This is a genomic window from Serratia sp. CY33525 (assembly GCF_052169115.1).
Taxonomy (GTDB): domain Bacteria; phylum Pseudomonadota; class Gammaproteobacteria; order Enterobacterales; family Enterobacteriaceae; genus Serratia; species Serratia sarumanii.
Window position 1 is genome coordinate 932,908 of the sequence record NZ_JBJNLK010000001.1, and the last position, 23,539, is coordinate 956,446.

The 23,539-nt window shown below is 61.1% G+C and carries 19 protein-coding genes and 6 tRNA genes; 14 read left to right on the plus strand and 11 right to left on the minus strand.

Annotation, left to right across the window (positions count from 1 at the left end):
* The first annotated feature begins 105 nt into the window (after positions 1-105).
* The gene (locus ACJ8IM_RS04490) at positions 106-516 is read left to right on the plus strand and encodes a DUF2502 domain-containing protein (RefSeq protein ID WP_049195598.1); all 411 of its coding nucleotides are present in this window, start codon (positions 106-108) and stop codon (positions 514-516) included.
* A 41-nt stretch (positions 517-557) separates the two neighbouring features.
* Here ACJ8IM_RS04490 and ACJ8IM_RS04495 read toward each other — a convergent pair whose 3' ends face one another.
* Complete coding sequence (locus ACJ8IM_RS04495; protein ID WP_033635427.1) at positions 558-1,793, minus strand: Nramp family divalent metal transporter; 1,236 nt, start codon at positions 1,791-1,793, stop codon at positions 558-560.
* Between the two features lie 377 nt (positions 1,794-2,170).
* Between ACJ8IM_RS04495 and ACJ8IM_RS04500 the strand changes: the two genes are divergently transcribed.
* On the plus strand, positions 2,171-3,358 hold the full coding sequence (locus ACJ8IM_RS04500) for a NupC/NupG family nucleoside CNT transporter (RefSeq protein ID WP_004936373.1): 1,188 nt from the start codon (positions 2,171-2,173) through the stop codon (positions 3,356-3,358).
* A gap of 118 nt (positions 3,359-3,476) precedes the next feature.
* Here the strand turns inward: ACJ8IM_RS04500 and ACJ8IM_RS04505 are convergent.
* The 4 genes from ACJ8IM_RS04505 to gltX form a co-directional block, all read right to left on the minus strand.
* Positions 3,477-3,552, minus strand: a tRNA-Ala gene (locus ACJ8IM_RS04505).
* A gap of 60 nt (positions 3,553-3,612) precedes the next feature.
* Positions 3,613-3,688 (minus strand) — tRNA-Ala (locus tag ACJ8IM_RS04510).
* 169 nt (positions 3,689-3,857) lie between these two features.
* Entirely contained in the window at positions 3,858-4,211 is a 354-nt protein-coding gene (locus tag ACJ8IM_RS04515; protein WP_197413420.1) for a GNAT family N-acetyltransferase, read from the minus strand.
* Positions 4,212-4,360: 149 nt separating this feature from the next.
* The gene (gltX, locus tag ACJ8IM_RS04520) at positions 4,361-5,776 is read right to left on the minus strand and encodes a glutamate--tRNA ligase (protein ID WP_015378659.1); all 1,416 of its coding nucleotides are present in this window, start codon (positions 5,774-5,776) and stop codon (positions 4,361-4,363) included.
* 294 nt (positions 5,777-6,070) lie between these two features.
* Between gltX and ACJ8IM_RS04525 the strand changes: the two genes are divergently transcribed.
* The 8 genes from ACJ8IM_RS04525 to ACJ8IM_RS04560 all read left to right on the plus strand — a co-directional run bounded on the left by ACJ8IM_RS04525 (position 6,071) and on the right by ACJ8IM_RS04560 (position 10,781).
* Positions 6,071-6,146, plus strand: a tRNA-Val gene (locus ACJ8IM_RS04525).
* 28 nt (positions 6,147-6,174) lie between these two features.
* Positions 6,175-6,250 (plus strand) — tRNA-Val (locus ACJ8IM_RS04530).
* 38 nt (positions 6,251-6,288) lie between these two features.
* Positions 6,289-6,364 (plus strand) — tRNA-Val (locus ACJ8IM_RS04535).
* Positions 6,365-6,371: 7 nt separating this feature from the next.
* A tRNA-Lys gene (locus ACJ8IM_RS04540) sits at positions 6,372-6,447 on the plus strand.
* A gap of 195 nt (positions 6,448-6,642) precedes the next feature.
* On the plus strand, positions 6,643-7,650 hold the full coding sequence (gene fepB / locus ACJ8IM_RS04545) for a Fe2+-enterobactin ABC transporter substrate-binding protein (protein WP_033649828.1): 1,008 nt from the start codon (positions 6,643-6,645) through the stop codon (positions 7,648-7,650).
* A gap of 214 nt (positions 7,651-7,864) precedes the next feature.
* Positions 7,865-8,920 (plus strand): Fe(3+)-siderophore ABC transporter permease, encoded by a 1,056-nt coding sequence (fepD, locus tag ACJ8IM_RS04550; protein WP_033635435.1) that lies wholly within the window; start codon positions 7,865-7,867, stop codon positions 8,918-8,920.
* Positions 8,920-9,957 carry an iron-enterobactin ABC transporter permease gene (gene fepG, locus ACJ8IM_RS04555; RefSeq protein ID WP_033635436.1) on the plus strand — a complete coding sequence of 346 codons (1,038 nt, stop codon included), beginning with the start codon at positions 8,920-8,922 and terminating at the stop codon, positions 9,955-9,957. Before fepD ends, fepG begins: the two co-directional genes overlap by 1 nt.
* A 17-nt stretch (positions 9,958-9,974) precedes the next feature.
* Positions 9,975-10,781, plus strand: coding sequence for an ABC transporter ATP-binding protein (locus tag ACJ8IM_RS04560; RefSeq protein ID WP_033655005.1), 807 nt, complete (start codon positions 9,975-9,977; stop codon positions 10,779-10,781).
* Between the two features lie 37 nt (positions 10,782-10,818).
* Here the strand turns inward: ACJ8IM_RS04560 and fes are convergent, their stop codons facing one another.
* Positions 10,819-12,102 carry an enterochelin esterase gene (gene fes / locus ACJ8IM_RS04565; protein WP_033654979.1) on the minus strand — a complete coding sequence of 428 codons (1,284 nt, stop codon included), beginning with the start codon at positions 12,100-12,102 and terminating at the stop codon, positions 10,819-10,821.
* A 277-nt stretch (positions 12,103-12,379) separates the two neighbouring features.
* On the opposite strand from fes, the gene ACJ8IM_RS04570 reads away from it, so the two are divergent.
* Entirely contained in the window at positions 12,380-14,542 is a 2,163-nt protein-coding gene (locus tag ACJ8IM_RS04570) for a TonB-dependent siderophore receptor (RefSeq protein WP_033654980.1), read from the plus strand.
* 35 nt (positions 14,543-14,577) lie between these two features.
* Here ACJ8IM_RS04570 and ACJ8IM_RS04575 read toward each other — a convergent pair whose 3' ends face one another.
* From ACJ8IM_RS04575 to budA, 3 genes are all read right to left on the minus strand, one after another.
* Positions 14,578-16,164 (minus strand): ABC transporter substrate-binding protein, encoded by a 1,587-nt coding sequence (locus ACJ8IM_RS04575; protein ID WP_033654981.1) that lies wholly within the window; start codon positions 16,162-16,164, stop codon positions 14,578-14,580.
* 142 nt (positions 16,165-16,306) lie between these two features.
* Positions 16,307-17,992: an acetolactate synthase AlsS gene (gene alsS / locus ACJ8IM_RS04580; RefSeq protein WP_033635442.1), complete on the minus strand. Its 1,686-nt coding sequence runs from the start codon at positions 17,990-17,992 to the stop codon at positions 16,307-16,309.
* A 32-nt stretch (positions 17,993-18,024) separates the two neighbouring features.
* Positions 18,025-18,804 (minus strand): acetolactate decarboxylase, encoded by a 780-nt coding sequence (gene budA / locus ACJ8IM_RS04585; RefSeq protein ID WP_033635443.1) that lies wholly within the window; start codon positions 18,802-18,804, stop codon positions 18,025-18,027.
* Between the two features lie 451 nt (positions 18,805-19,255).
* On the opposite strand from budA, the gene ACJ8IM_RS04590 reads away from it, so the two are divergent.
* Positions 19,256-20,158: a LysR family transcriptional regulator gene (locus ACJ8IM_RS04590; protein WP_033654982.1), complete on the plus strand. Its 903-nt coding sequence runs from the start codon at positions 19,256-19,258 to the stop codon at positions 20,156-20,158.
* Here ACJ8IM_RS04590 and eutC read toward each other — a convergent pair.
* Positions 20,137-20,928, minus strand: a complete 792-nt coding sequence (gene eutC, locus ACJ8IM_RS04595; protein WP_033654983.1) for an ethanolamine ammonia-lyase subunit EutC — start codon at positions 20,926-20,928, stop codon at positions 20,137-20,139. The two genes, ACJ8IM_RS04590 and eutC, sit on opposite strands and share 22 nt — an antisense overlap.
* Positions 20,925-22,310 (minus strand): ethanolamine ammonia-lyase subunit EutB, encoded by a 1,386-nt coding sequence (locus ACJ8IM_RS04600; protein WP_033654984.1) that lies wholly within the window; start codon positions 22,308-22,310, stop codon positions 20,925-20,927. Before ACJ8IM_RS04600 ends, eutC begins: the two co-directional genes overlap by 4 nt.
* A 159-nt stretch (positions 22,311-22,469) precedes the next feature.
* On the opposite strand from ACJ8IM_RS04600, the gene ACJ8IM_RS04605 reads away from it, so the two are divergent.
* Entirely contained in the window at positions 22,470-23,018 is a 549-nt protein-coding gene (locus ACJ8IM_RS04605; RefSeq protein WP_033654985.1) for a nucleotidyltransferase family protein, read from the plus strand.
* A gap of 52 nt (positions 23,019-23,070) precedes the next feature.
* The gene (locus ACJ8IM_RS04610; RefSeq protein ID WP_033649835.1) at positions 23,071-23,538 is read left to right on the plus strand and encodes a FlxA-like family protein; all 468 of its coding nucleotides are present in this window, start codon (positions 23,071-23,073) and stop codon (positions 23,536-23,538) included.
* Position 23,539 lies beyond the last annotated feature (1 nt).

Below are 23,539 nucleotides of genomic sequence, written 5' to 3' on the forward strand. Positions count from 1 at the left end.
TGCCGATATTGCAGCAAAAATAACGATAAGGCCGCTTTTTTAAACTGATGAACGCGCTTCATAAAGTGACAAACGGCCAGGCCGCGCAAGCGGAAAGGAGAAGTCATGTTTAAACCTCTGCTCTTGGCCGCCATCTTGGCGGCGACGGTACTGCCCGCCGCACAGCAGGCGCACGCCGAAGGGATCAGCATCGATCTGATGCCGGGCGTTTCACTGCGCATCGGCGATCGGGACAATCGCGGCCGTTACTGGGACGGTTACGACTGGCGCGATCGCGACTGGTGGCAAGGCCATCAGGGGCGCTATCTCGGCGACCGCAGCCGCCGCGGTTACTACTGGGACGGCTATCGCTGGCGCGACCGCGACTACTGGCGCAAACACTATTACTATCATGAAGGACGCTATCGTAAATACGACAGGCATTACGATAAGCACCACTGGAAGAAAGAGAAAAAGCACCACCACGATCATGACCGCGATCGCTGGCGCCGCCACGGCGATGACGACCGCGATTAACGACGACGGGCCGGCGCAATGCCGGCCCGCGCTATTTTCGCCTACAGCACGCTGCCGATCAGCAGGTAGCCGTTCAATCCCACCACCACCAGCACGATCAGCTTGCCCAGGTTTTGCACCACAGGGCCGTTGACCATCTCCCCCATCAGCGCCCGATTGCCGGTGAAAGCCAGCAGCGGCACCAGCGCCAGCGCAATGCCGAAGCTGAGCAGCACCTGGCTCAGCACCAGAATGCGCGTGGCGTCCATCCCCAGCATGATGACGATAAACGACGGCAGCATGGTCACCGCACGCCGCAGCCACAGCGGAATATGGAAATGCACGAACCCCTGCATCACCACCTGCCCCGCCAGCGTGCCCACCACGGTAGAGGAGAGGCCGGCGGCCACCAGGCTCAGGCCAAACACGGTGGCGGCGGCTTGCCCGAGCAGCGGTTGCAGCGTCAGGTAGGCCACGTCGAGATCGGCGATGCCGCTGTGGCCGCTGAAATGAAACGCGGCGGCGGCGGTGGCCATCATCGCCAGGTTAACAAAACCGGCAATGGTCATGGCCACGGCGACGTCGACTTTGGTGGCGGCATAGCGCTCCGCCTTGTCGTGCTCGCCGCCGATTTGGGTGAGCGACGAATGCAGGTAGATCACATGCGGCATGATGGTGGCGCCCAATACCCCGGCGGCCAGAAATACCGCATCGCCGTTAGGCAGATCGGGCAGCGCCATGCCCTTCAGCAGCGGCGCGAGCTGCGGCTGGGAGAACGCCAGCTCGACGATATAAGCGGCGGCGACGAACAGCAGCAGGCCGCCAATCACCAGCTCCAGCGGTTTTTGCCCGCGCTTTTGCAGCATCAAGATTAAAAAGGTGGCGATGCCGGTCAGCACTGCGCCCTGCAACAGGGAAACGCCGAGCAGCAGCTTGAAGCCGATCGCCGCGCCGATAAACTCGGCCAGATCGGTCGCCATGGCGATGATCTCCGCCTGTACCCAATAGGCCCACACTGCCGGCCGCGGAAAGCGATCGCGAATATGCTCGGCCAGGTTTTTCCCGGTGGCGATACCCAGCTTGGCGGACAACAGCTGGATCAGCATCGCCATCACGTTGGCCCAAACCACCACCCACAGCAGGCTGTAGCCGAACGAGGCGCCGGCCTGGATGTTGGTGGCGAAGTTACCGGGATCGATATAGCCGATAGCGGCGATGAAGGCGGGCCCCATCAGCGAGAGTTTGATTTTTCTGGCGGAGCGACCGGAGGTGGTTTCAACCACGCGACTGTTCAGCATATGTTGAACCCTTACTGAAATTACGTTTATCTCCACTCTATATAAATGATAATAATTATCAAGCGCATTTAGAGCGGTAAAACTTATCTCTGTAATAGCCAACATTAACGGTTTTATCGAAGGGTTCAGCGCGGAGCTTGCCGATTTCCGTGCTTTTCTGATGGGATTTTGGCTGCAATACCCCTGAAAGACAGGTTAGCACAAGAATACGAATTTCCTATTGCCGATTTAACGTCTTGATTTTTTATGCTTTTGCGCAACACTTTAGGAGAACTCCCGCTATGATTTTCCATATTTGCAATAGAAGTCTCGTTTTTAAACGTAGCGTTACATAAAATGACAGCCGAAATTCAGCCTGCCTCAAATTTGGAGCAAACATGTCCCATATTGCGCACTTTGCGTTGGCGATAGTGGTGGTGGCGATCCTGGCCCTGTTGGTGTGCCGCGATCGCAAAAGCATCCGCATTCGCTATGTTATTCAATTACTGGTTATCGAAGTACTGCTGGCCTACTTTTTCCTGCATTCGGAAGCGGGTTTGGGCTTCGTAAAAGGATTCGCCGCGCTGTTTGACAAACTGCTCGGGTTTGCGGGACAAGGGACTGATTTCGTGTTCGGCGGCATGGGCGACAAAGGCCTGGCGTTCTTCTTCCTGAAGGTGCTGTGCCCGATCGTCTTCATTTCGGCGCTGATCGGTATTCTGCAGTACATCAAGGTGCTGCCGTTCATCATCCGCATTATCGGTACCGTGCTGTCGAAAGTGAACGGCATGGGCAAGCTGGAGTCATTCAACGCCGTCAGTTCGCTGATCCTCGGCCAATCCGAAAACTTCATCGCCTACAAGGATATCCTGGGCAAGATGTCGGAAAAGCGCATGTACACCATGGCGGCGACCGCGATGTCTACGGTGTCCATGTCCATCGTCGGCGCCTACATGACCATGCTGGACGCCAAGTTCGTGGTGGCGGCGCTGGTATTGAACATGTTCAGCACCTTTATCGTGCTGTCGCTGGTCAACCCGTACGACACCAATAAAGAAGAAGAGCTGCACCTCGGCAACCTGCACGAAGGCCAGAGCTTCTTCGAAATGCTGGGTGAATATATCCTGGCCGGCTTCAAAGTAGCGATTATCGTTGCCGCGATGCTGATCGGCTTCATCGCCCTGATCGCCGCGCTCAACGGTGTGTTCAGCGCCATCTTCGGCCTGAGCTTCCAGGAAATCCTCGGCTACTTCTTCTATCCGTTCGCCTGGATCATGGGCATTCCTAAGCACGAAGCCCTGCAGGTTGGCAGCATCATGGCCACCAAGCTGGTTTCCAACGAGTTCGTGGCAATGATGGAGCTGCAGAAAGTGTCTGCCGAACTGTCGCCGCGCAGCCTGGGGATCCTGTCGGTGTTCCTGGTGTCCTTCGCCAACTTCTCTTCCATCGGTATCGTGGCCGGTGCGATCAAGGGCCTGAACGAACATCAGGGCAACGTGGTGTCGCGCTTTGGCCTGAAGCTGGTGTACGGCTCTACGCTGGTCAGCATCCTGTCCGCTTCGATCGCAGGCCTGGTGCTGGGCTAAGCCTCGAACCGACTGCGATAACAAGGCGCCTGCGGGCGCCTTTTTTGTTGGCCTGCATTCGGCGAAGGTGAAATGACGCAAAGCAAAAAGCCGACCCAAAGGTCGGCTTTTTAAATTGTGGTGGAGCTAGACGGGATCGAACCGTCGACCTCTTGCATGCCATGCAAGCGCTCTCCCAGCTGAGCTATAGCCCCACAAAAGTGGTACGCTTTGACCGGCGTTACGGTATTCCCCAACCTCTCTGAGAAGAAGGTTGGTGGAGCTAGACGGGATCGAACCGTCGACCTCTTGCATGCCATGCAAGCGCTCTCCCAGCTGAGCTATAGCCCCGTTCCACAATCACTTTGTGCTGTGAACGGGGCGCATAATATGAAACCCGCTCAAAGCTGTCAACGGCTAAATTGAATTCCTGAATCAAGCGTTGAAAAAGCCGCCAAATCAGCGCGTTTGCTACGAAATATTGCTCGTTTCGGGCAAAAATGCAGCGCCTGCGCCAACTCTACTTAACCAGGTACATACCTTCGCTGGCCGGGCGGCTGAGCTTGAAGCCAAACTTTTCATACAGCGACGGCACGTCGGCCATCAGGGTGATATAAGCACCCTGCGGTGCGGCCCGTTCCAGATATGCCATAATATGGCTCATGATCTGGCGCCCCAATCCTTTCCCCTGGTGTTCGGGATCGACCGCCACATCAACAATCTCGAAATTCAGCCCGCCATCCCCCACCACACGCCCCATGCCGACCACCAGCCCCGACAACGTGATTTGCACGCCGTACAGGCTGTTGGGCAACGCACGTTCGGCGCCCGCACGCGGCCGCGCCGACAGGCCGGCAACCTGCCGCAGCCGCATAAAATCGTCCACCGGCGCCACTTGCTGTTTCACGCTATACAAGATGCCTCCTTAATATTTCTCACCGTTTGCGTTCGCCCATTGAGTGTAGGCGGAAAAAAAGCCCCGGGATCGCTCCACGGGGCTTTTCTTTAAGGCGTATCAGCGAATCAGGCTTGCGCTTCGCGCTCGGCGATGTAAGCCAGCGCCATGTCGATGCGCTGCAGCGAACGCTTCTGGCCGATAGCATGCACGGTCACGTCCATGCCCGGCGACTGACCGGCGCCGGTCACCGCAACGCGCAGCGGCATGCCGACTTTACCCATGCCGACACCCAGCTCATCCGCCGTGCCCTGAATGGCGTCGTGCACGTTTTCCGGCGTCCAGACGGTGATGGCGGCCAGCTTGGCGCGCACCGCTTCCAGCGGCTGACGCGCAACCGGGCGCAGGTGCTTCTTGGCGGCGTCGGCATCGAACTCGCTGAAGTCTTCATAGAAGTAGCGGCAGGACTCCGCCATTTCTTTCAGCGTTTTGCAACGCTCGCCCAGCAGCTTGACGATATCTTTCAGTTCCGGGCCGTTGCGGGTTTCAAGGCCCAGTTGCTCAACGTGCCACGCCAGATGCACCGCCACTTCTTCCGCCGGCATATGGTTGATGTAGTGGTGGTTCAGCCACTGCAGCTTCTCGGTGTTGAACGCGCTTGCGGATTTGTTGATCGCTTCCAGCGTGAAGAACTCTTTCATCTCATCGATGGAGAAGATCTCCTGATCGCCGTGGGACCAGCCCAGACGCACCAGGTAGTTCAGCAGCGCCTGCGGCAGATAGCCGTCGTCGCGGTACTGCATAACGCCCACGGCGCCGTGACGCTTGGACAGCTTTTTACCATCGTCGCCGAGGATCATCGACACGTGCGCGTATTCCGGCACCGGCGCGCCCAGCGCTTTGAGAATGTTGATCTGGCGCGGGGTGTTGTTGATATGGTCTTCGCCGCGGATCACGTGGGTGATTTCCATGTCCCAGTCATCGACGACGACGCAGAAGTTATAGGTTGGCGAACCATCGGTACGGCGGATGATCAGATCGTCCAGCTCCTGGTTGCTGAATTCGATCGGGCCGCGAATTTTGTCGTCGAAGATCACCGAGCCTTCCTGCGGGTTGCGGAAGCGCACCACGTGCGGCTCGTCGTCGGTGTGGCTGCACTGGCTGTCGCGGCAGTGGCCGTCGTAGCGCGGCTTCTCGCCGTTTTCCATCTGCTTCTCGCGCAGCGCTTCCAGACGTTCCTTGGAGCAATAGCATTTATAGGCAGTGCCCTGCTCCAGCATCTCGTCGATGACCGCGTTGTAACGATCGAAACGCTTGGTCTGGAAATACGGGCCTTCATCCCAATCCAGGTTCAACCAGTTCATGCCATCCATAATTGCGTCGATCGCGTCCTGGGTGGAGCGTTCCAGATCGGTATCTTCGATACGCAGAACGAACTCACCGCCCGCATGGCGGCTGAACAACCAGGAATAAAGTGCGGTACGCGCGCCGCCGACGTGAAGATAGCCGGTCGGGCTCGGTGCAAAACGGGTTTTGATTTTCATTGGGTTCACTGCCTTATTACGCAACGCGTGTCGGCGGTTGCCGACGATTGCTCGGAATTGAAAAAAGAGTGGACGATATTGTATCACCACGCGCTAATTCCTCAACGCCGACACGATATTGCGCCGGTCGATTTCGCGCGTTTTGCGGCGAGTTTCGCATAGCGTTGCGCAAAGAATCGGCGCCGTTGGCGATAATTATCGCGCCCTGCCTAAATTTGCGGCGAACGATTGAAATCATTTTAAAAACCGTTGACTCACTTTGAACTATCCCTATAATGCGACTCCAACAAGACGGGGCGATTAGCTCAGTTGGTAGAGCATCTCCTTTACACGGAGGGGGTCGGCGGTTCGAGCCCGTCATCGCCCACCATCTTGTTGAGAAAAATGAGAACGAATGAGGGTGATTAGCTCAGTTGGTAGAGCATCTCCTTTACACGGAGGGGGTCGGCGGTTCGAGCCCGTCATCACCCACCATCATTCTCTCGTTTAGCAGTACCTGGAAGTCCTGAAGTGGGTGATTAGCTCAGTTGGTAGAGCATCTCCTTTACACGGAGGGGGTCGGCGGTTCGAGCCCGTCATCACCCACCACTTCTGCGGGTCGTTAGCTCAGTTGGTAGAGCAGTTGACTTTTAATCAATTGGTCGCAGGTTCGAATCCTGCACGACCCACCAATTCAGAAAAAAGCGCCTTTTGGCGCTTTTTTCGTTTCTGCCGCTCGATATCCCTTTCTTCTTCATTCACCACGCGCTGAGATACGAATGGTTATCATTTTGCCGGCTTGGATGGTAAATTAGCGGGCATCCACCACGCAGCCAATCCGCCGCCGGATTGATAAGCCTTAGTTCAAGGAAAGAAAGAGCCCGCTCATGACCCTATCCTTACGCCAGCTGTTCATTGCATTTATCGCCACTTCCAGCCTGCTGCTCAGCGGCTGCGGCCCGGACGACCAGAGCGACGGGCAGAAACCGTCCGCCCCCGCTGCCGACAGCAGTTGGCCGCGCACCATCGACAGCGTCAAAGGGAAATTCACGCTGGAAAAACCGCCGCAGCGCATCGTGTCCACCAGCGTCACCATCACCGGCACGCTGCTGGCTATCGACGCCCCGGTCGTCGCCAGCGCCGCCACCAGCCCAAATCCCCTGGTGGCCGATAAGCAAGGCTTCTTTACCCAGTGGAGCGAAGTGGCCAAACAGCGCCACGTCGAACGGCTGTACCAGGTGGAGCCCAATGCCGAAGCCGTCGCCGCCGCCGCACCGGATTTGATCGTCGTCGCCGCCACCGGCGGTGATTCGGCGTTGAAGCTGTATGACCAGCTGTCCGCCATTGCGCCGACGCTGGTGCTCGACTATGGCGACAAGAGCTGGCAGCAGCTGGCCAGCGAGCTCGGCGAGATCACCGGCCATGAAGCCGGCGCCAAACAGGCGGAGGATCGTTTCGAACAGCGCGTGGAGCAAGTGAAGCAGGCGATCGCGCTGCCGCCGCAGCCGACCACTCCGCTGGTGTATGCCGACAATGGCCGCGAGGCCATGCTGTGGACGCCGGGTTCCGCCCAGGGCAAGCTGCTGACGCAGCTCGGCTTCCAGCTGGCCACCCCGCCGGAAAGCGCCAAAGGCAACACCAGCATGGGTAAACGCCATGACATCATCCAGATCTCCGGCGAAAAAATGGCCGAGGGCCTGAACGGCAAAACGCTGATCCTGTTCGCCACCAACGAGCGCAAAGTGCAAGAGGTGCTGACCAACCCGTTCCTCAAACATCTGGAGCCGGTGGAACAGCGGCACGTCTATGCCGTCGGCAACGACACCTTCCGCCTCGATTACTACAGCGCCACCAACATGCTGAACCAAATCGAACGGCTGTTCAAAAAGCCCTGAACCACGCCGTCGGCGGGTCAGCCTCCTGCCGACGTTTGCCATAAACAGGGCAACCGTTCACATTCAATCAATTGAAATATCAATAGTTATTAACATCGTCAACGCACCTGCGCCACCAACCGGCGGGTGCATGCGGGCGTAAACTCGTGCTACTATTAGCGCCCGCATGAACGCAAATAACAATGAGAATAAAAATCATACAGGAGTTACCGGTGTGAACGTACCCACTCCGACTGAGCGGACGCTTTCGTCCGCACCGCACGCAGCTTACGCCAGTGGCTTCAAACGCATCGCCGGGTTCGGTATCGGCTTGGCGCTGTTGCTGCTGTGCATCATTGCCAGCCTGATGCTGGGTTCCAAAGCCATCCCCTTCCACACCGTCTGGCTCAGCCTGCAGGGCGCCGCGAGCGGTTCCGACAGCACCATCATTCTCAACGCCCGGGTGCCCCGTACGCTGGCGGGCATCTTGGCCGGCATGGCGCTCGGCGCCGCCGGCGCGCTGATTCAGGCCTTGACGCGCAATCCGTTGGCCGATCCCGGCGTGCTCGGCATCAACGCCGGCGCCAGCTTCGCCGTGGTCATCGGCATCATGTTTTTCGGCGCCGCCACCACCGAAAGCTATATGGCCTACGCCTTTGTCGGCGCCGCCCTCACCACTCTGCTGGTCTACCTGATCGGCACGCTGGCGGGCGGGCGCATCAACCCGGTGCGGCTGACGCTGGCCGGCGTGGCGATCGGCGCGGTGCTGCTCGGCATCACCACCGGGCTGTCGCTGATCGATCCGCAAACCTTCGATCAACTGCGCTTCTGGCAGGCCGGCACGCTGGATATCCGCACGCTGTCCACGCTGCCGGTCACCGCCCCCGCCATTTTGCTCGGCTGCCTGCTGACGCTGCTCATCGCCCGGCCGCTGAATACCATCGGCATGGGGGAAGATCTGGCTATCGCGCTCGGCGCGCGCGTGGTGCTGACTCAGGTCATCGCGGTGATCGCCATCACGCTGCTGTGCGGCGCGGCAACCGCCACCGTCGGCCCAATCAGCTTTATCGGCCTGATGGTGCCGCACATCGCCCGCTGGTGGGTCGGCCCCGACCAGCGCTGGATCCTGCCCTACTCCATGCTGCTGGCGCCGATTTTACTGCTGTGCGCCGACGTGGTCGGCCGTCTGCTGGCGGCCGGTGAGCTGCGGGTTTCCATCGTGGCGGCCTTCATCGGCGCGCCGGTGCTGATCTGGCTGGTGCGCCGCAAGAAAACGCTGGGGGGGCTGTGATGAGTCTGCCCCACACGTTGCATATCGGCCGCCCGGACGGCGTCATCAACTGGCGCATGCCGCTGCGCCTGCTGCTGGTCAACCTTTCGCTGCTGGCGTTGTGCCTGGCGATGGCCGTTGCCGCGCTGTGCTACGGCACGCTGCAGCTCTCGCTGGAGCAGGTCTTTGCCGCGCTCAGCGGCGAGGCGCCGAAAAATCTGGTCACCGTGGTCACCCAATGGCGCTTGCCGCGTATCGCCATGGCGCTGCTGTTAGGCGCCGCGCTCGGCATGAGCGGCGCCATTTTCCAGTCGATTATCCGCAACCCGCTCGGCAGCCCGGACGTGATTGGCTTTAACATGGGGGCTTACACCGGCGCGCTGATCGCCATCACCCTGTTCAACGGCGGCTATTACTACATCGCCGGCGGCGCGCTGGCCGGCGGCATTCTCGCTGCGCTGGCCATCTACCTGCTGGCCTGGCGGCAAGGCATCGCCGGCTTCCGGCTGATCATCGTCGGCATCGCCATCAGCGCGGTATTGGTCTCCACCAATACCTGGCTGATCATCACCGCCTCGCTGGAGCGCGCCATGGACGCCGCCATGTGGCAGGCCGGTTCGCTCAACGGCATGACCTGGCAGAAAGCCCAACCCGCCACGGCGTTCATCGTGCTGGCGGCCGCGGCCGCGCTGCTGATGGGCAAACGGCTGCAGCTGCTGGAAATGGGCGACGACACGGCGCGCGCGCTGGGCGTGAACGCCGAAGGCAGCCGGCTGTGGCTGATGCTGTTCGGCGTCACCCTCACCGCCGCCGTCACCGCCACCGCCGGGCCGATTTCCTTTATCGCGCTGGCGGCGCCGCAGATCGCCCGCCGCCTGGCCGGCCAATCCTCGGTCACCCTGACGTCCTCGGCGCTGATGGGTGCGGCGCTGCTGCTCGGCGCCGACGTAGTGTCCCAACATCTTTTCGCACCGATCCAACTGCCGGTCGGGGTCGTGACCGTCTGCATCGGCGGCCTGTACCTGATTTGGCTGCTCATCCGTGAGGCCCGCAGATAATGAAGAATGACAATGCCATGAGCCACCGCCTGCACGCCTCGCATCTGAAGCTGGGCTACGACAATAAAATCATCGCTGACGATCTGAGCGTGGCGATCCCCGACGGCGCCTTCACGGTGATCGTCGGGCCGAACGCCTGCGGCAAATCGACGCTGCTGCGCGCCCTGTGCCGCCTGCTGAAACCCAGCGCCGGCGAGGTGATGCTGGACGGCAAGAACATCAGCAACTTCGCCACCAAGGCGCTGGCGCGCGAGCTTGGGCTGCTGCCGCAAACCTCGATCGCACCGGACAGCATTACCGTGGCGGATCTGGTGTCGCGCGGCCGCTACCCGCACCAGAGCCTGCTGAAACAGTGGACGCAGGCCGACAAACAGGCGGTGGAAGCCGCCATGGCGGCCACCAACGTCGGCCAGCTGGCGGACCGCAGCGTCGACGAGCTGTCCGGCGGGCAGCGCCAGCGCGTCTGGGTGGCGATGGCGTTGGCGCAGCAAACGCCGCTGCTGCTGCTGGATGAACCGACCACCTATCTGGACATCGCGCATCAGATCGAGCTGCTGGATCTGTTCCGCCAGCTCAACCGCGAGCACGGCCAAACCCTCATCGCGGTGCTGCACGATCTCAACCACGCCTGCCGCTATGCCGATCACATCATCGCTATGCGCGACGGCAAGATCGTGGCGGAGGGGAAACCGGCGGAGATCATCACCGCCGAGCTGGTTGAGCGGGTATTCGGCATGCCGTGCATGATCATCGACGATCCGCTGTCCCACACGCCGCTGGTGATCCCGCGCGGCCGCTACCACTGCGACACGCCGCAGGCATGAAAAAGGCCGGGTTAACCCGGCCTTCGTTTATCCATGACTAGGGAGCCAACAGCGCCCGCAATCCGTCGAGCAAACCGCCGCGCCAGCAGACGGCATCATGCCCGCCGGCGAACACGCGATAATCGACCCGATGCCCCGCCTCCACCAGCGCCCGATGCATTTGGCGATTGACCTGATGAATATCCCTCTCCCCTTCACCGGCTTCCTGAAAGACGCGCAGCGGCGTCGCGGCGCACAAGCCCCGCCGCACCTGTTCAGTCAACCAGCCGACGTCGGCGTCATACTCCTCAGCCGGGTTAATCATCGCTTCAATATGCGGCCACCAGAAAGAACCCGACTGGGTCAATACGCAGCCGAAACGCTGCGGCCAATGCAACCCGGCATACAACGCCGCCAACCCGCCGTAACTCTGCCCCGCCACCACCGTGCGCTGCGGATCGTCGCTGTAAGGCGTACGCGCCGCCACCTGCGGCAGCAGCTCCTCTTGCACCGCCCGCCAGAAAGCCGCATTGCAGGCCAATTCTTCCGCACGCCGCGCCATGTCTATCACGTCGATAAACAGATAAAGCGCCGACGGCAGCCTTCCGTTAAGCGTCTCGGCGTCCAGTGCGGAAAAAATCGGTATGCCATGCAGCCAAAATTGCCCGTCCAGCAGTACGACTAACGGGCGGTCTTCCCCTGCGCCGGTGGCGTACAGCCAGATGTTGCGTCGGTTAGCCAATCGTTCGCTGTGCCAAAAGAAGTGCTGCAAACGCCCAGACGCGGCGGGCAATGCTTGCCCGGCGTCCAACGCCCGCCACGCTGATTGATCCGGCGCCGCCGGCAAATGTATCGCAGACAACGGGAAGCCGCGGCTGCTGCAGTGCGGCGCCACCGGATTGAGCGGATCATGGCGCATCAACGGAAACAACGAACACCACCACTGACGCTGCTGCTGCCGACGCTGAGCCGCATCGCCGGTAAAAGCGGGCGGCAGTTGCGCCGTCTCAATGGGTATAAAACTGTAACTGCCTCGCCAATCTTCGCGAACAGTGAACTGCCACCACCAAATATCGCTACCCGGCCGGCGTTCCAGACTCTGTGGCGAAGGGCTGTGATGGTTGGTCACACAGTTGATATCGACATACACCTTTTTAATCGGCGAGCGCCGTTCATCGCCCCACGGGTCGCGCCAGAAAAAGGTAACGCGCACCTGCGCTGCGGGCAGCGATTCGACGAGCGGCGTTCCCAACTCCGCGACCTGACGCCACCAATCTTCTCCGCCGAGATCGGGCCTTTGCAGCAGGTTGAGCACCAGGCCATCGGCATGAAGCGAATGCATTTTTCCTTTTTCCCCTGTTCACCGCACCCGGCGTTTTTTATTTTCTTGAATAATGCAAATGGTATTGAGAATCATTTGTATTTTCAATAAAATGTAACCAATTATAAATCAACGCGCCTGGGGTCAACAAGGCCACTTCGAAGCGTGGCTCTGCAAAACGGTAAGCGATTCGTCCACCGTTCATTTATGGCAAGGAACTGCGCAGCCCTTCTCGGCGGCGCCAAATGAAAAAAGACAGCAATAGCTTGATATAAAATTGTTTTTTAAGGGATGAAAAATGTCAGAACACCCCCAAAATACCGCCAATCAACCTCTGCGTCACCCAGCCGCCAAGCTCTTGCTGACCTCAGCCATGCTGCTGGCGCCGGGCGTACAGGCCGGAACCGACAACGTTGAGCGTGATATCACCGTCGTCGCCGGCGCACAGGAAAACGTCACCGCGCCGCTGCAGGGCATCGTCGCCAAAGAAAGCGCGGCGGGAACCAAAAGCGCCGCGCCGTTGGTAAAAACGCCGCAGGCCATCACCGTCGTCACGCGCGATCAAATGGATCAGCAGGATGCGGCTTCCGTCGCTCAGGCGCTGCGATACTCCAGCGGCGTCGTGGCGGAATACCGCGGCACCTCTAACCGCAGCGACGAAGTGATCGTACGCGGCTTTCGTTACGCCCCAAAATATCTGGACGGCCTGAGCTATCAAAGCGGCCAGATCGACCCCTGGCTGCTTGAACGCGTTGAGGTGGTGCGCGGCCCGGCTTCTGTGCTGTACGGCCAGGCCAACCCGGGTGGGCTGGTGGCGATGACCAGCAAGCGGCCCGTCGCCCAGGCTATTCGCAAACTGCAATTGAGCGCGGGCAACCTGCATCAAGGAGAGGCCGCTTTCGACTTCGGCGGCGCATTGGACGAAGATGCAAAACTGCTGTATCGCCTTAACGGCATCGCCGGCACCAAAGAGACCGGTATCAAAGAGCACAAGGAAAAACGCTTCGCCATCGCACCGGCGCTGACCTATATCGCCAATGAAGACACGACGTTCACCCTGTTGACCAGCTATCAAAAGGAACCGGAGAACGGCTACCGCAACTTCTTGCCGACCTCCGGCGTGGCGATCAAAAGCAGCGCCGGCTATCTGCCGTATGATTTCAACGTCAGCGATCCCGGTTTCAATCAGGCTCGCCGCGAACAAACCTCGTTCGGCTATATCTTCGAGCACTATATTAACGACGTTTTCTCTTTCCAGCAGAACATGCGTTACACCACGGTGGATGAACGTTACAAATATCTGGTGTTCATGTCGCAAGCCAAAAACAGCACGCTGCTGCAGCGCCGTCCGCAAAAAGATATCGTCAAATCCCATGAGCTGGGGTTGGACAACCAACTGAAAGCGCAATTCAGCACCGGCGACGTCGAGCACAGCGTGTTGACCGGCCTTGACTACAAGTGGAGCAAGGTCAATACCCAAAACTGGCGCGGCGACAGCGCGGGCTATTTCCTCGACTGGACTCGGCCGGTTTACGGCATGCCGGTCAACGAAAGCGCATTGCCGAAGGTCACCGATAACCGCAAGGTGCTGGATCAACTCGGCGTTTATCTGCAGGATCAGATGAGCTACGGCGGTTGGAACTTGTTGTTGTCGCTGCGCAACGACTGGACCGAGCTGCGCACTCAGGACATGTTGAGATCCAGCGACAGTCAGCAAAACGACACCAAGCTGACTGGCCGCAGCGGCCTGCTGTACGCCTTTGACAACGGTATTGCCCCGTACATCAGCTACAGCACATCGTTTGAACCCAACCTCGATACCGGCGCGCCGGGCACCGATCCGTTCAAGCCCACCACCGGTGAACAAACCGAAATCGGCGTGAAATTCCAGCCGAAGAACAGCAACACGCTGCTGACGCTGGCGTTGTTCGATCTGACGCAGAAAAACGTCAGCTCCACCAACCCGGTAACCAAATACAAGGAGCAGATCGGCAAAGTGCGCTCCAAGGGGCTGGAAGCCGAAGTGCATTCACAGCTCACCCCGGCCATCGCGCTCATGGCGGCCTACACCTATACCGACATCGTTACCAAAGAAACCTATGTCGACGATCAGCGCGGCAAGACGCTGGTGATGGTGCCGACGCACGCCGCCTCCGCCTGGGGAACCTACAGCTTCCTGCAAGGGCCGCTGAAAGGCTTCTCCACCGGCGCTGGGGTACGCTACAACGGCGCCAGCCAAGGCGATGCGACCAACACCTACAAAGTGCCGGCCTTTACGCTGTATGACTGGATGGCGCGCTACGAATTGGCAGAAGTGGCTCCGAGCCTGGCAGGCGCCGCGCTGCAGGTTAACGTCAACAACCTGACCGACAAGCATTACGTTTCGTCCTGCGGCGGCATGGACGCCTGTTTCTACGGCAGCGGCCGCACCGTCACCGCCACGGTCAGCTACAGCTGGTAAAACCTTTGGGCGCCGCATTGCCGCGGCGCCCCGCTTTATTTCTCCAGCGACACCTGCTTGAAGATGTGTTTGCCGAACGGGTCTATCTCGTAGCCTTTCACTTCCTTGCGCACCGGTTCGAAGATGGTCGAGTGCGCGATCATCAGCGCCGGCATCTGATCGTGCATCATCACCTGCGCCTGCTGGTACATCGCCATCCGCTTGGCGTGATCGTTCTCCTCGCGCGCCTGCAGGATCAGCTGGTCGAACGGTTTATAGCACCATTTCGCCGAGTTCGAACCACCGAGCGAAGCGCAGGTGAACAGCGGCCCGAAGAAGTTGTCCGGATCGCCGTTGGCGGTGGTCCAGCCCATCAGCGCGGTCTGATGCTCGCCGTTTTTAATCCGCTGCAAATATTCGCCCCACTCGAAGGTGACGATTTTGGCGCGCACGCCGATCTTGGCCCAGTCGGCCTGGATCATCTCCGCCATGCGCTTGGCGTTGGGATTGTAGGGCCGCTGCACCGGCATCGCCCACAGATCGATGTCGAACCCCTGCCCCAGCCCAGCCTCCTGCAACAGCTGCTTCGCCCGCTCCGGCGAATACGGGTAATCTTCAAGCTGCGCGTTGCTGCCCCACTGGGTCGGCGGCAGCAGGTTCTTGGCCGGCTGGCCGGCGCCGTGGAACACCGCCTCGATGATCGCCGGCTTGTTGACCGCCAGCGCCAACGCCTGGCGCACCTTGACGTTATCCAACGGTTTCTTCTGGGTGTTGAACGCCAGGAAGCCGATATTCAAGCCGGATTTTTCCATCACCTGAAGGTTGCCGTCCTGCCGCATGCGCGCCAGATCCGCCGGATTGGGGAAAGGCATCACCTGACACTCGTTCTTTTGCAGCTTGGCGTAACGCACCGTCGCATCCGGCGTGATCGAAAACACCAGCCGGTCGATCTTCGGTTTGCCTTCCCAGTAACGATCGAACGCCTTGTAGAGGATTTTCGCGTCTTTCTGATACTGCACCAGTTGGAACGGCCCGGTGCCGATCGGATCGTTGTCCACCCGCTGCGGCGTGCCGGCCTTCAGCATCGCGTCGGCATATTCCGCCGAAAAAATGGTGGCGAAGTACATGCCCAGATCGGCGACGAACGGCGCCTCGGCGCGGGAGAGCTCAAAGCGCACGGTGTTGTCGTCCACCTTGACGATCCGGTCGATCAGCGTGCCGAACTCCATCGACTCGAAGTTGGTGTAGGCGCCGTTGGAGACCTTGTGATACGGGTTGTTGGCGTCCTTTTGCCGCATAAACGAGAAGATGACGTCATCGGCGTTGAAATCGCGGGTGGGCGTAAAATATTTATTGCTCTGGAATGCCACGCCCTTGCGCAGGTGGAAGGTATAGCGCTTGCCGTCCTCGCTCACCTCCCAGCTTTCCGCCAGGCTGGGTTGCAGCTCGACGGTGCCGGGTTTGAAGTCCACCAGCCGGTTGTAGATCGCCGCCGAACTGGCGTCCACCGTGGTGCCGGAGGTGAACAGCTGCGGGTTGAAGCCTTCCGGCGAGCCTTCGGAACAGTAGACCAGCGTATTGGCCCGCGCGCCGCCGGCAATCGCCAACGCCAGCAGCCCGATCGTTATTGCTTTTCTTTTCATTGCGCTATCCCCAGTGGTGAAAAAACAGCCCAACGGTTAGCAATAAATCATGCGGTTAGCGATGTAAAGGACAAATTCCGCGCATAAAAACGGGCAGGCGCGCATGCGGCCTGCCCGGTGAAACGGCGCGAGGATGATGAAATTAAATCATCTGGCTGAAGTTCATCTGCGCCATCAGCTTATAGTTGTCGGCGTAGTCGACCGGAATGGCCACCACCACCGGCCCCTGGATCGCCATCGCCTTGCGCAGCATCGGCCGCAGATCGTCCACCGACTGCACGGCGAAACCGACCGCGCCGCAGGATTCCGCGTAGGCTTTGAAGTCGATCGGCCCAAACTCCACGCCGGATTTGCGCTGGTATTTGTTCACTTCCTGCATCTCCACCATGTTGTAGGCGTTATCGACCCAGATGACGTGCACGATGTTGTTTTTCAGCCGCACCGCGGTCTCCAGCTCCATGCTCGACTGCATGAACCCGCCGTCGCCGGAGATCGACACCACTTTATCGCCAGGGCGCACCAGCGCCGCGCCGATGGCCCACGGCAACGCCACCCCCATGGTTTGCTGGCCATTGGAGATCAACAGCTGACGGGCGCGGAAGCTGTACAGGTAGCGGGCGATCCAGATATGGAAGCTGCCCATGTCCACGCACAGGGTTACGTCGTCGCTGACGATGTCCTGCAGCTCCTTGACGATGCGCAGCGGGTGGATCGGCATGCCGCCGCGGCGCGCGGCGCGCTCCGCCAGTTCCGTGCGTTGGCGGCCGAGATCGGTGAGGATCAGCTCCACCTCCGGCGGCACGCAGACCGCCTCAGTGAACGTTTCGGTCATCATGTTCAGCGTGGCGCTGATGTTGCCCACCAGCTCGACGTCCGGCCGATAGCAGGTGTCGATATCCGCCGGCAGCACGTCGATGTGCACCAGTTTCAGCCGCCCGTGGCTGTTCCACATGCAGGGATCGTATTCGATCGGATCATAGCCGACGCTCACCACCAGATCGGCCTTCTGCAACAGCTGATCGGCCGGCTGGTTGTTGAACAGGCCGACGCGGCCGGCGAAACGGGCGAAGTGGTTGACGTCGATCACCCCCGCCGCCTGATAGGTGCCGACCACCGGCATATGGGTGCGGTACAGCAGATGGCGCACCGCTTCGCTGTTCTCCGGCCGGCTGGCCTGCAGGCCGAGCAGCAATACCGGGCATTTGGCCTGGCGGATCAGTTTCACCGCCGCCTGAATGTCGTCCGCCGCGGCGGCCCCCATGCGCGGCAAGCGGCAGCCGGCCAGCACCGGCGCGCTCACCGGTTCATTGACGATATCCATCGGCAAGCTGACGAACGACGCCCCCGGCCGGCCGAACTCGGCGCGGCGAAAGGCGTTGGCGATCACTTCGGAAATCGCCGAACCGGCATGCACTTCGGCGCAATACTTGGTCACCGGCCGGAACATGCTGACGGTATCCATGCTCTGGTGCGTCTGCTTCAGGCTGTCGGCGCGCTTCACCGCCCCGCCGAAGGCCACCACCGCGTCCCCTTCCGAAGTGGCGGTGGCCAGCCCGGTTATCAGGTTGGAGCTGCCCGGCCCGGAGGTAACCAGCGCCACCCCGGCTTTGCCGGTCAGGCGGCCGACCGCCGCCGCCATAAAGGCCGCGTTGGCCTCATGCCGCACCACCACCGTTTCAATCGATGGCGCGTCCTCCAGCGAGTCGAACACCCGATCGATCTTGGCGCCCGGAATGCCGAAAACGTGTTTGACGCCCTGCGCTTCCAGGTTTTTCACCACCAAATCGGCGCCGCATTGCCAGTCATTGCCTGTTTTTTCCTGTGCCATGGTTCCACCTCCTAAGAAAACGATCGCCGGGGTTAGCCCTCGGCGGAACGAATCGCGCGATCCAAATCCTCTGGACAGAGGTTGGCGCGCAAGAAATCCGCATCATGCGGCAACTGAAGATTGAGACGCGTGATGACGCCGAACTGCAGACGGCCATGATCGAGCTGGTAGTCCAGCACGTGGCCGCCGCCGCTGCGGTCGTCGGTAACGAAGTGTTCGTGATAGCCGGCCACGCCGATGCCCTGCATGTAATCTGGCGAGCGGAAGCCGACCAGCGTGCCGCGCCGCTGATGGAACGAGAAGGTCGGCTGCTCTTCTATCGCCTCCAGCATCGGGCGGTAGGGCCGCTCCTGGCGCGGCACGGTGCGGGTTTCCACGTGGCTGAACTCACCGTCGACCCGCACCGCGCAAAACAGGTTCGGCGAAGCGACCTGCTCGTCGATGCACTGGTGCAGCTGCGCCTTGGTGATCGGCCGGTCGAACTGCTGGCTGACGCTGGGCTGGAAAAAGGTGACGACGGCGAAGGGGGTTTGCTGTTGCAGGCCGGCCGGCCGGGCGCTGCCGTCGGCGCGCAGCTGGTGTATTTCCTGGTCGAAAGCGATCAGTTCGCCGTCCAGGTGATTGAAGGTGCCGAGGCCGAAATCGCCGTGCTTGAGCAGCTCGGCAATAGTTGTTTCACCCTCGTAGACCCCGTCGATGAGCGCGCTCATCAGCGAGATTTGATAGATTTCGCCCTCCCCGGCGTTGATCGACTGCCTGGCAAAACCCTGCGCCAAATGGCGCGCACAGGCACACCCGTGTTTTTCGTTCATGACTGACTCCTCCACCAGCGCGAAACCGCGGTTCCGCGCGTTCAAAAGACCCACCGACGGTGAGCCAAGATGCCCCCCAAGGCGCGTTCATCAGTTGGAACGATTCAGCCTGAGGCGACAAAAAAACCGGCACGGCTGGCCGGCCGATAACCAGGCATCAGATCAGAATGAGATAAAGTAAAGGCTTACTAATCATTAAGACTGAACCGGTTATCAAATTGAACGGTTAATCTGGTGTTGGAGCGGCAATCAACTCCGCAGGCGGCTCACGCGGCCTGGGAAAAACATCTGCTATTTGGTGCTAAGCGCCGCGAGGTTTATGCGTTTTCTCTCTATGCGGCCGGGATGGGACGGCGCCGAAGCCCGTCATCAACCCGCAGCCAGAGTAGCCGCCGCGCCGTCGGCAGAGAAGCGGGTATTCATAAGAAACGCTTTTGCATATAATGCAAAAATGAATGACGCCCGCTATGTAGAACATCTGCCAATTTTTCTCGACGTCGCCCGCCTGGGCAGCTTTTCCGCCGCTGCGCGCCGGCTGGGCATGGTGCCCTCCTCGCTGGTGCGCCACATCGACGCTCTGGAAAGCGCGCTCGGCGCCGCGCTGTTCGTGCGCTCCACCCGTGGCCTGCTGCTGACCGACGCCGGCGAGCTGCTGCTGACGCGCGCCGCCGCGCTGATGACGGACATCACCGGCCTTCGCGCCGAGCTGAGCGCGCTGAACGAAACGCCGCAGGGCACGCTGCGCATCAGCTGCCTGCCAACCTTCGGCAAAACCTATGTGCTGCCGCTGCTGCCGACGCTGGCGGAACGCTACCCGCAGCTGTCGGTCGACCTCGATCTGACCGAACGCCAGACCGATCCGACGCAGGAGCGGCTCGACGCCGCCCTCCGCATCGGCGAACAGAAGGACAGCGCGCTATATGCCAGCCGCATCGCCACCCAACGCTGGGTGATGTGCGCCAGCCCCGCCTATGTCGCTCGCTATGGCCTGCCGGCCGATCTGGAAGCGCTGCCGCAGCATCGGCTGATCGCCCGCTACCACAAGCAGCAGCCGGCCTGCTGGGCGCAGATCCTCGACGCGGCGCTGATGAGCCGCTGCACCATGGCGCTGCGCTGCGACGACTTCACCGCGCAGCGTCAGGCGGCGCTGCTCGGGCTCGGCATCGCCTTTCTGCCCAACTGGGTGGTGGGGCCGGACGTGCAGCACGGGCAACTGGTGCAGATGCTCGAAGATCCGCGCCATGAGCAGCAAGGCATCTATCTGCTGCGCCCGATGGCGAAGGTGTCCGCCCGGCTGGCGGCCTTCACCGCCCTGCTGCAGCAAACCCTCGGTCAGCCGCCCAACTGGGGGTAAAGCGGCGTTACCCGGCCGCGCAGCGCCGGGTTGTCACTCTCGTCTTTCAGTTCGACGCCGGTCAGCCGGCGCTGGAACGCCTGCTCCAGCAGCCAGGCCAATTTGAACGCCGCCTGCGGGTAATCCAGCCCCTCGGGGCGCACGTTGGAGATGCAATTGCGCTCGGCGTCCGTTCTGCGCGCGTTCGGCCCCCAGGTCATATAGACACCCAGGCTGTCCGGCGACGACAGCCCCGGCCGTTCGCCGATCAGCACCGCCACCGCCCGGGCTTGCAGGCATTCGCCGATCTCATCCCCCAGCGCCACCCGCGCCTGATGCGCCAGCACCACCGGCGCAACGGTCAGCCCCAGCGTATCGAGATAGGGCCGCAGCGCCTGCAGCAGCGGCAGCGCCTGGCGGTGCACCGCCTTGGAGGAGAGGCCGTCCGCCACTATCAGCAGCAGATCGACGCGGCGCGATGGCGAACCGAGCAGCAGGCTGCGGCTATCCGACGCCAACCGCCGCCCCAGATCCGGCCGGCGCAGATAGGCGGCGCGGTCGGCGGCCTGGCTGTGCACCGCCAGCGTGGGCCAACCGGCATCGTGCAGATCCGCCGCCAGCCGCTCGCTGTCGAAAGGCTGATGCACCGCGTCGCGCGCCTGGGCATGAGCCAGGCCGAAGCGCAGCAGTTCGTCGGTCGGCAGGCTGGCGCCGGTGCGCCCCAGCGCGATGCGCGCATCGGTAAAGGCGCGCAGCGCGTCCCAGCTGTTGACGTGAACCGGTTTGCTCATGTGCGTTCTCCCTGCAGCGCCAGTAGCAGCGGATGATTGGCGGCGGCATCGCACAGCCGCCCGCGTTCGTCGGTGATGTTCATCGCCGCCAGCCAGGCGGCGAACTCCGGCGCGTGCTTCAGCCCCAGCAGCTCTCGGATATAGAGCGCGTCATGGAACGACGTGCTTTGGTAGTTGAGCATGATGTCGTCCGCGCCCGGCACGCCGATCAGGAACGTCAACCCGGCGGCGGCCAACAGCGTCAGCAGCGTGTCCATGTCGTCCTGATCGGCTTCGGCATGGTTGGTGTAGCAGACGTCGCAGCCCAGCGGCAGGCCGAGCAGCTTGCCGCAGAAGTGATCCTCCAGCCCGGCGCGGATAATTTGCTTGCCGTCATACAGGTATTCGGGGCCGATAAACCCTACCACGGTGTTGATCAGCAGCGGCGAGAAATGGCGCGCCACCGCATAGGCGCGCGCCTCGCAGGTTTGCTGATCGACGCCGTGATGGGCGTTGGCCGACAGGCAGCTGCCCTGCCCGGTTTCGAAATACATCACGTTGTCGCCCAGCGTGCCGCGCCTGAGGCTCAGCGCCGCCTGCTGCGCTTCCGCCAGCAGCGCCAGATTAATGCCGAAGCCGCGATTGGCCGCTTCGGTACCGGCGATCGACTGAAACACCAGATCCACCGGCGCGCCGCGCTCTATCAGCCGCAGCGTGTTGGTCACGTGGGTCAGCACGCAGGATTGGGTGGGAATGGCAAAGCGCTGGATCACGTCGTCCAGCATGTAGTTGAGCTTTTCCAGCAGCGGCAGGCTGTCGCTGGCCGGATTGATGCCGACCACCGCGTCGCCGCTGCCGTACAACAGGCCGTCCAGCATGCTGGCGGCGATGCCCTGCAGGCTGTCGGTCGGGTGATTGGGCTGCAGCCGCACGCTGAGGTGGCCCGGCAGGCCAATCGTATTGCGAAAGCGCGTCACCACCCGGCACTTCTTGGCCACCAAAATCAGATCCTGATTGCGCATGATCTTGCTCACCGCCGCCGCCATCTCCGGCGTGATGCCGGCCGCCACCTGCGCCAGCATGGCGCTGTCCGCCTGCTCGCTCAACAGCCAGTCGCGAAAATCGCCGACCGTGAGGTGCGAGATGGGCTCGAAGGCGGCGGCATCGTGGCCGTCGATAATCAGGCGCGTCACCTCGTCCTGTTCGTAGGGCACCAGCGCATGCTGCAGGAACGTCTTGAGCGGCAAGTCCGCCAGCGCGATGCGCGCCGCCATGCGCTCTTCGGCGCTGTGCGCCGCCACCTCCGCCAGATAATCGCCGGAACGCGCCGGCGAAGCCTTCGCCATCAGCTGACGCAGATCGCCGAAGCGATAGCCGCGTTGGCCCACCGTTGCCTGATACATAGCCCCCTCCCTTGCCCCGAGTGACGAGATAAAAGCCCTGCACCAAGTGTAGTCAGTGAGAGAAGAAAATTAATTTGCCTGCGATCGCCGTCATCGCGCTTCCCGCCATTTCACCCGCCGCCGCTTCGGGTTACAGTAGCCGCGAAAACAGGAGGGGTGATGGATCCGCAACGGCAAATTATCGACTGGCTGCAACAAGATGACGCGCGCATGGCCGCCCTGCGCACCGTGCGCCGGCTCGGCCTGAATGACTGGTGCCTCGGCGCCGGCTTCGTACGCAATCTGGTGTGGGATCGGCGCCACGGCTATGTGGAGCCCACGCCGCTCAACGATATCGACGTGATCCACTTCGATGCAGAGCGTGCGGACGCCGAGCGCGATCGCATGCTGGAGGCGCGGCTGCAGCAATGGCTGCCGCAGCCGTGGTCGGTCAAGAATCAGGCGCGCATGCATCTGCGCGGCGGCCGGGCGCCTTACCGCAACAGCGAAGAGGCCATCAGCTTCTGGACCGAAGTGGAAACGGCGATCGGCGCGCGCCTGAACGCCGACGACAGCCTCACGCTGGTTGCTCCCTTCGGGCTCGCGGCGCTGTTCGGCGACACCATCACCTTCAACGTGAAAAACGGCGATCGCGCCGCCTATGCCCAGCGCGTGCTCGACAAAGGCTGGCTGCAGCATTGGCCGCGCCTGCGGCAGGTAAAGATTTAGCCGCCGCTGCCGATACCCTGAACAGCGATATACCGACTCAGGGAGAGCATCCATGTCGACCAGCATCACCATGATCGTACCGATCAAAAATACCGTTCCCGGCGTCAGCAACGTCTTCAGCGCGCCGGGCCATCAGGGCGAATTGCTGATGGCCAAACCGGTCAACAACCAGCCGGAAGGCGGCAAGGCGAAGAAAAGCGAAGGCGCCAACGGCAATGACGAACCGGCAAATCTCAACGAAAGCCGCGCCTCGGCACGCATCAAGGCGCTGAACCGGCAGATTCAGGCTCTGCAGCAAAAGCTGGTGGAGCTGAAGGACTCCAGCGCCGATCCCAAAGAGATCGAGAAGCAGAAACAGCTGATCGAAGCGCAGATCAAGATGCTGCAGGCCGAGATCGCGCGCATCCAGAAAGAAGAAATGGAAAAGCAGCAGCAGGAGCAAATGGAAAAAGCCGCGGCGCAAGCCGGCGACGGCGTAAACCGCCCGACGCCGCTCAACGCGGTGGACGTCTATATCTGAG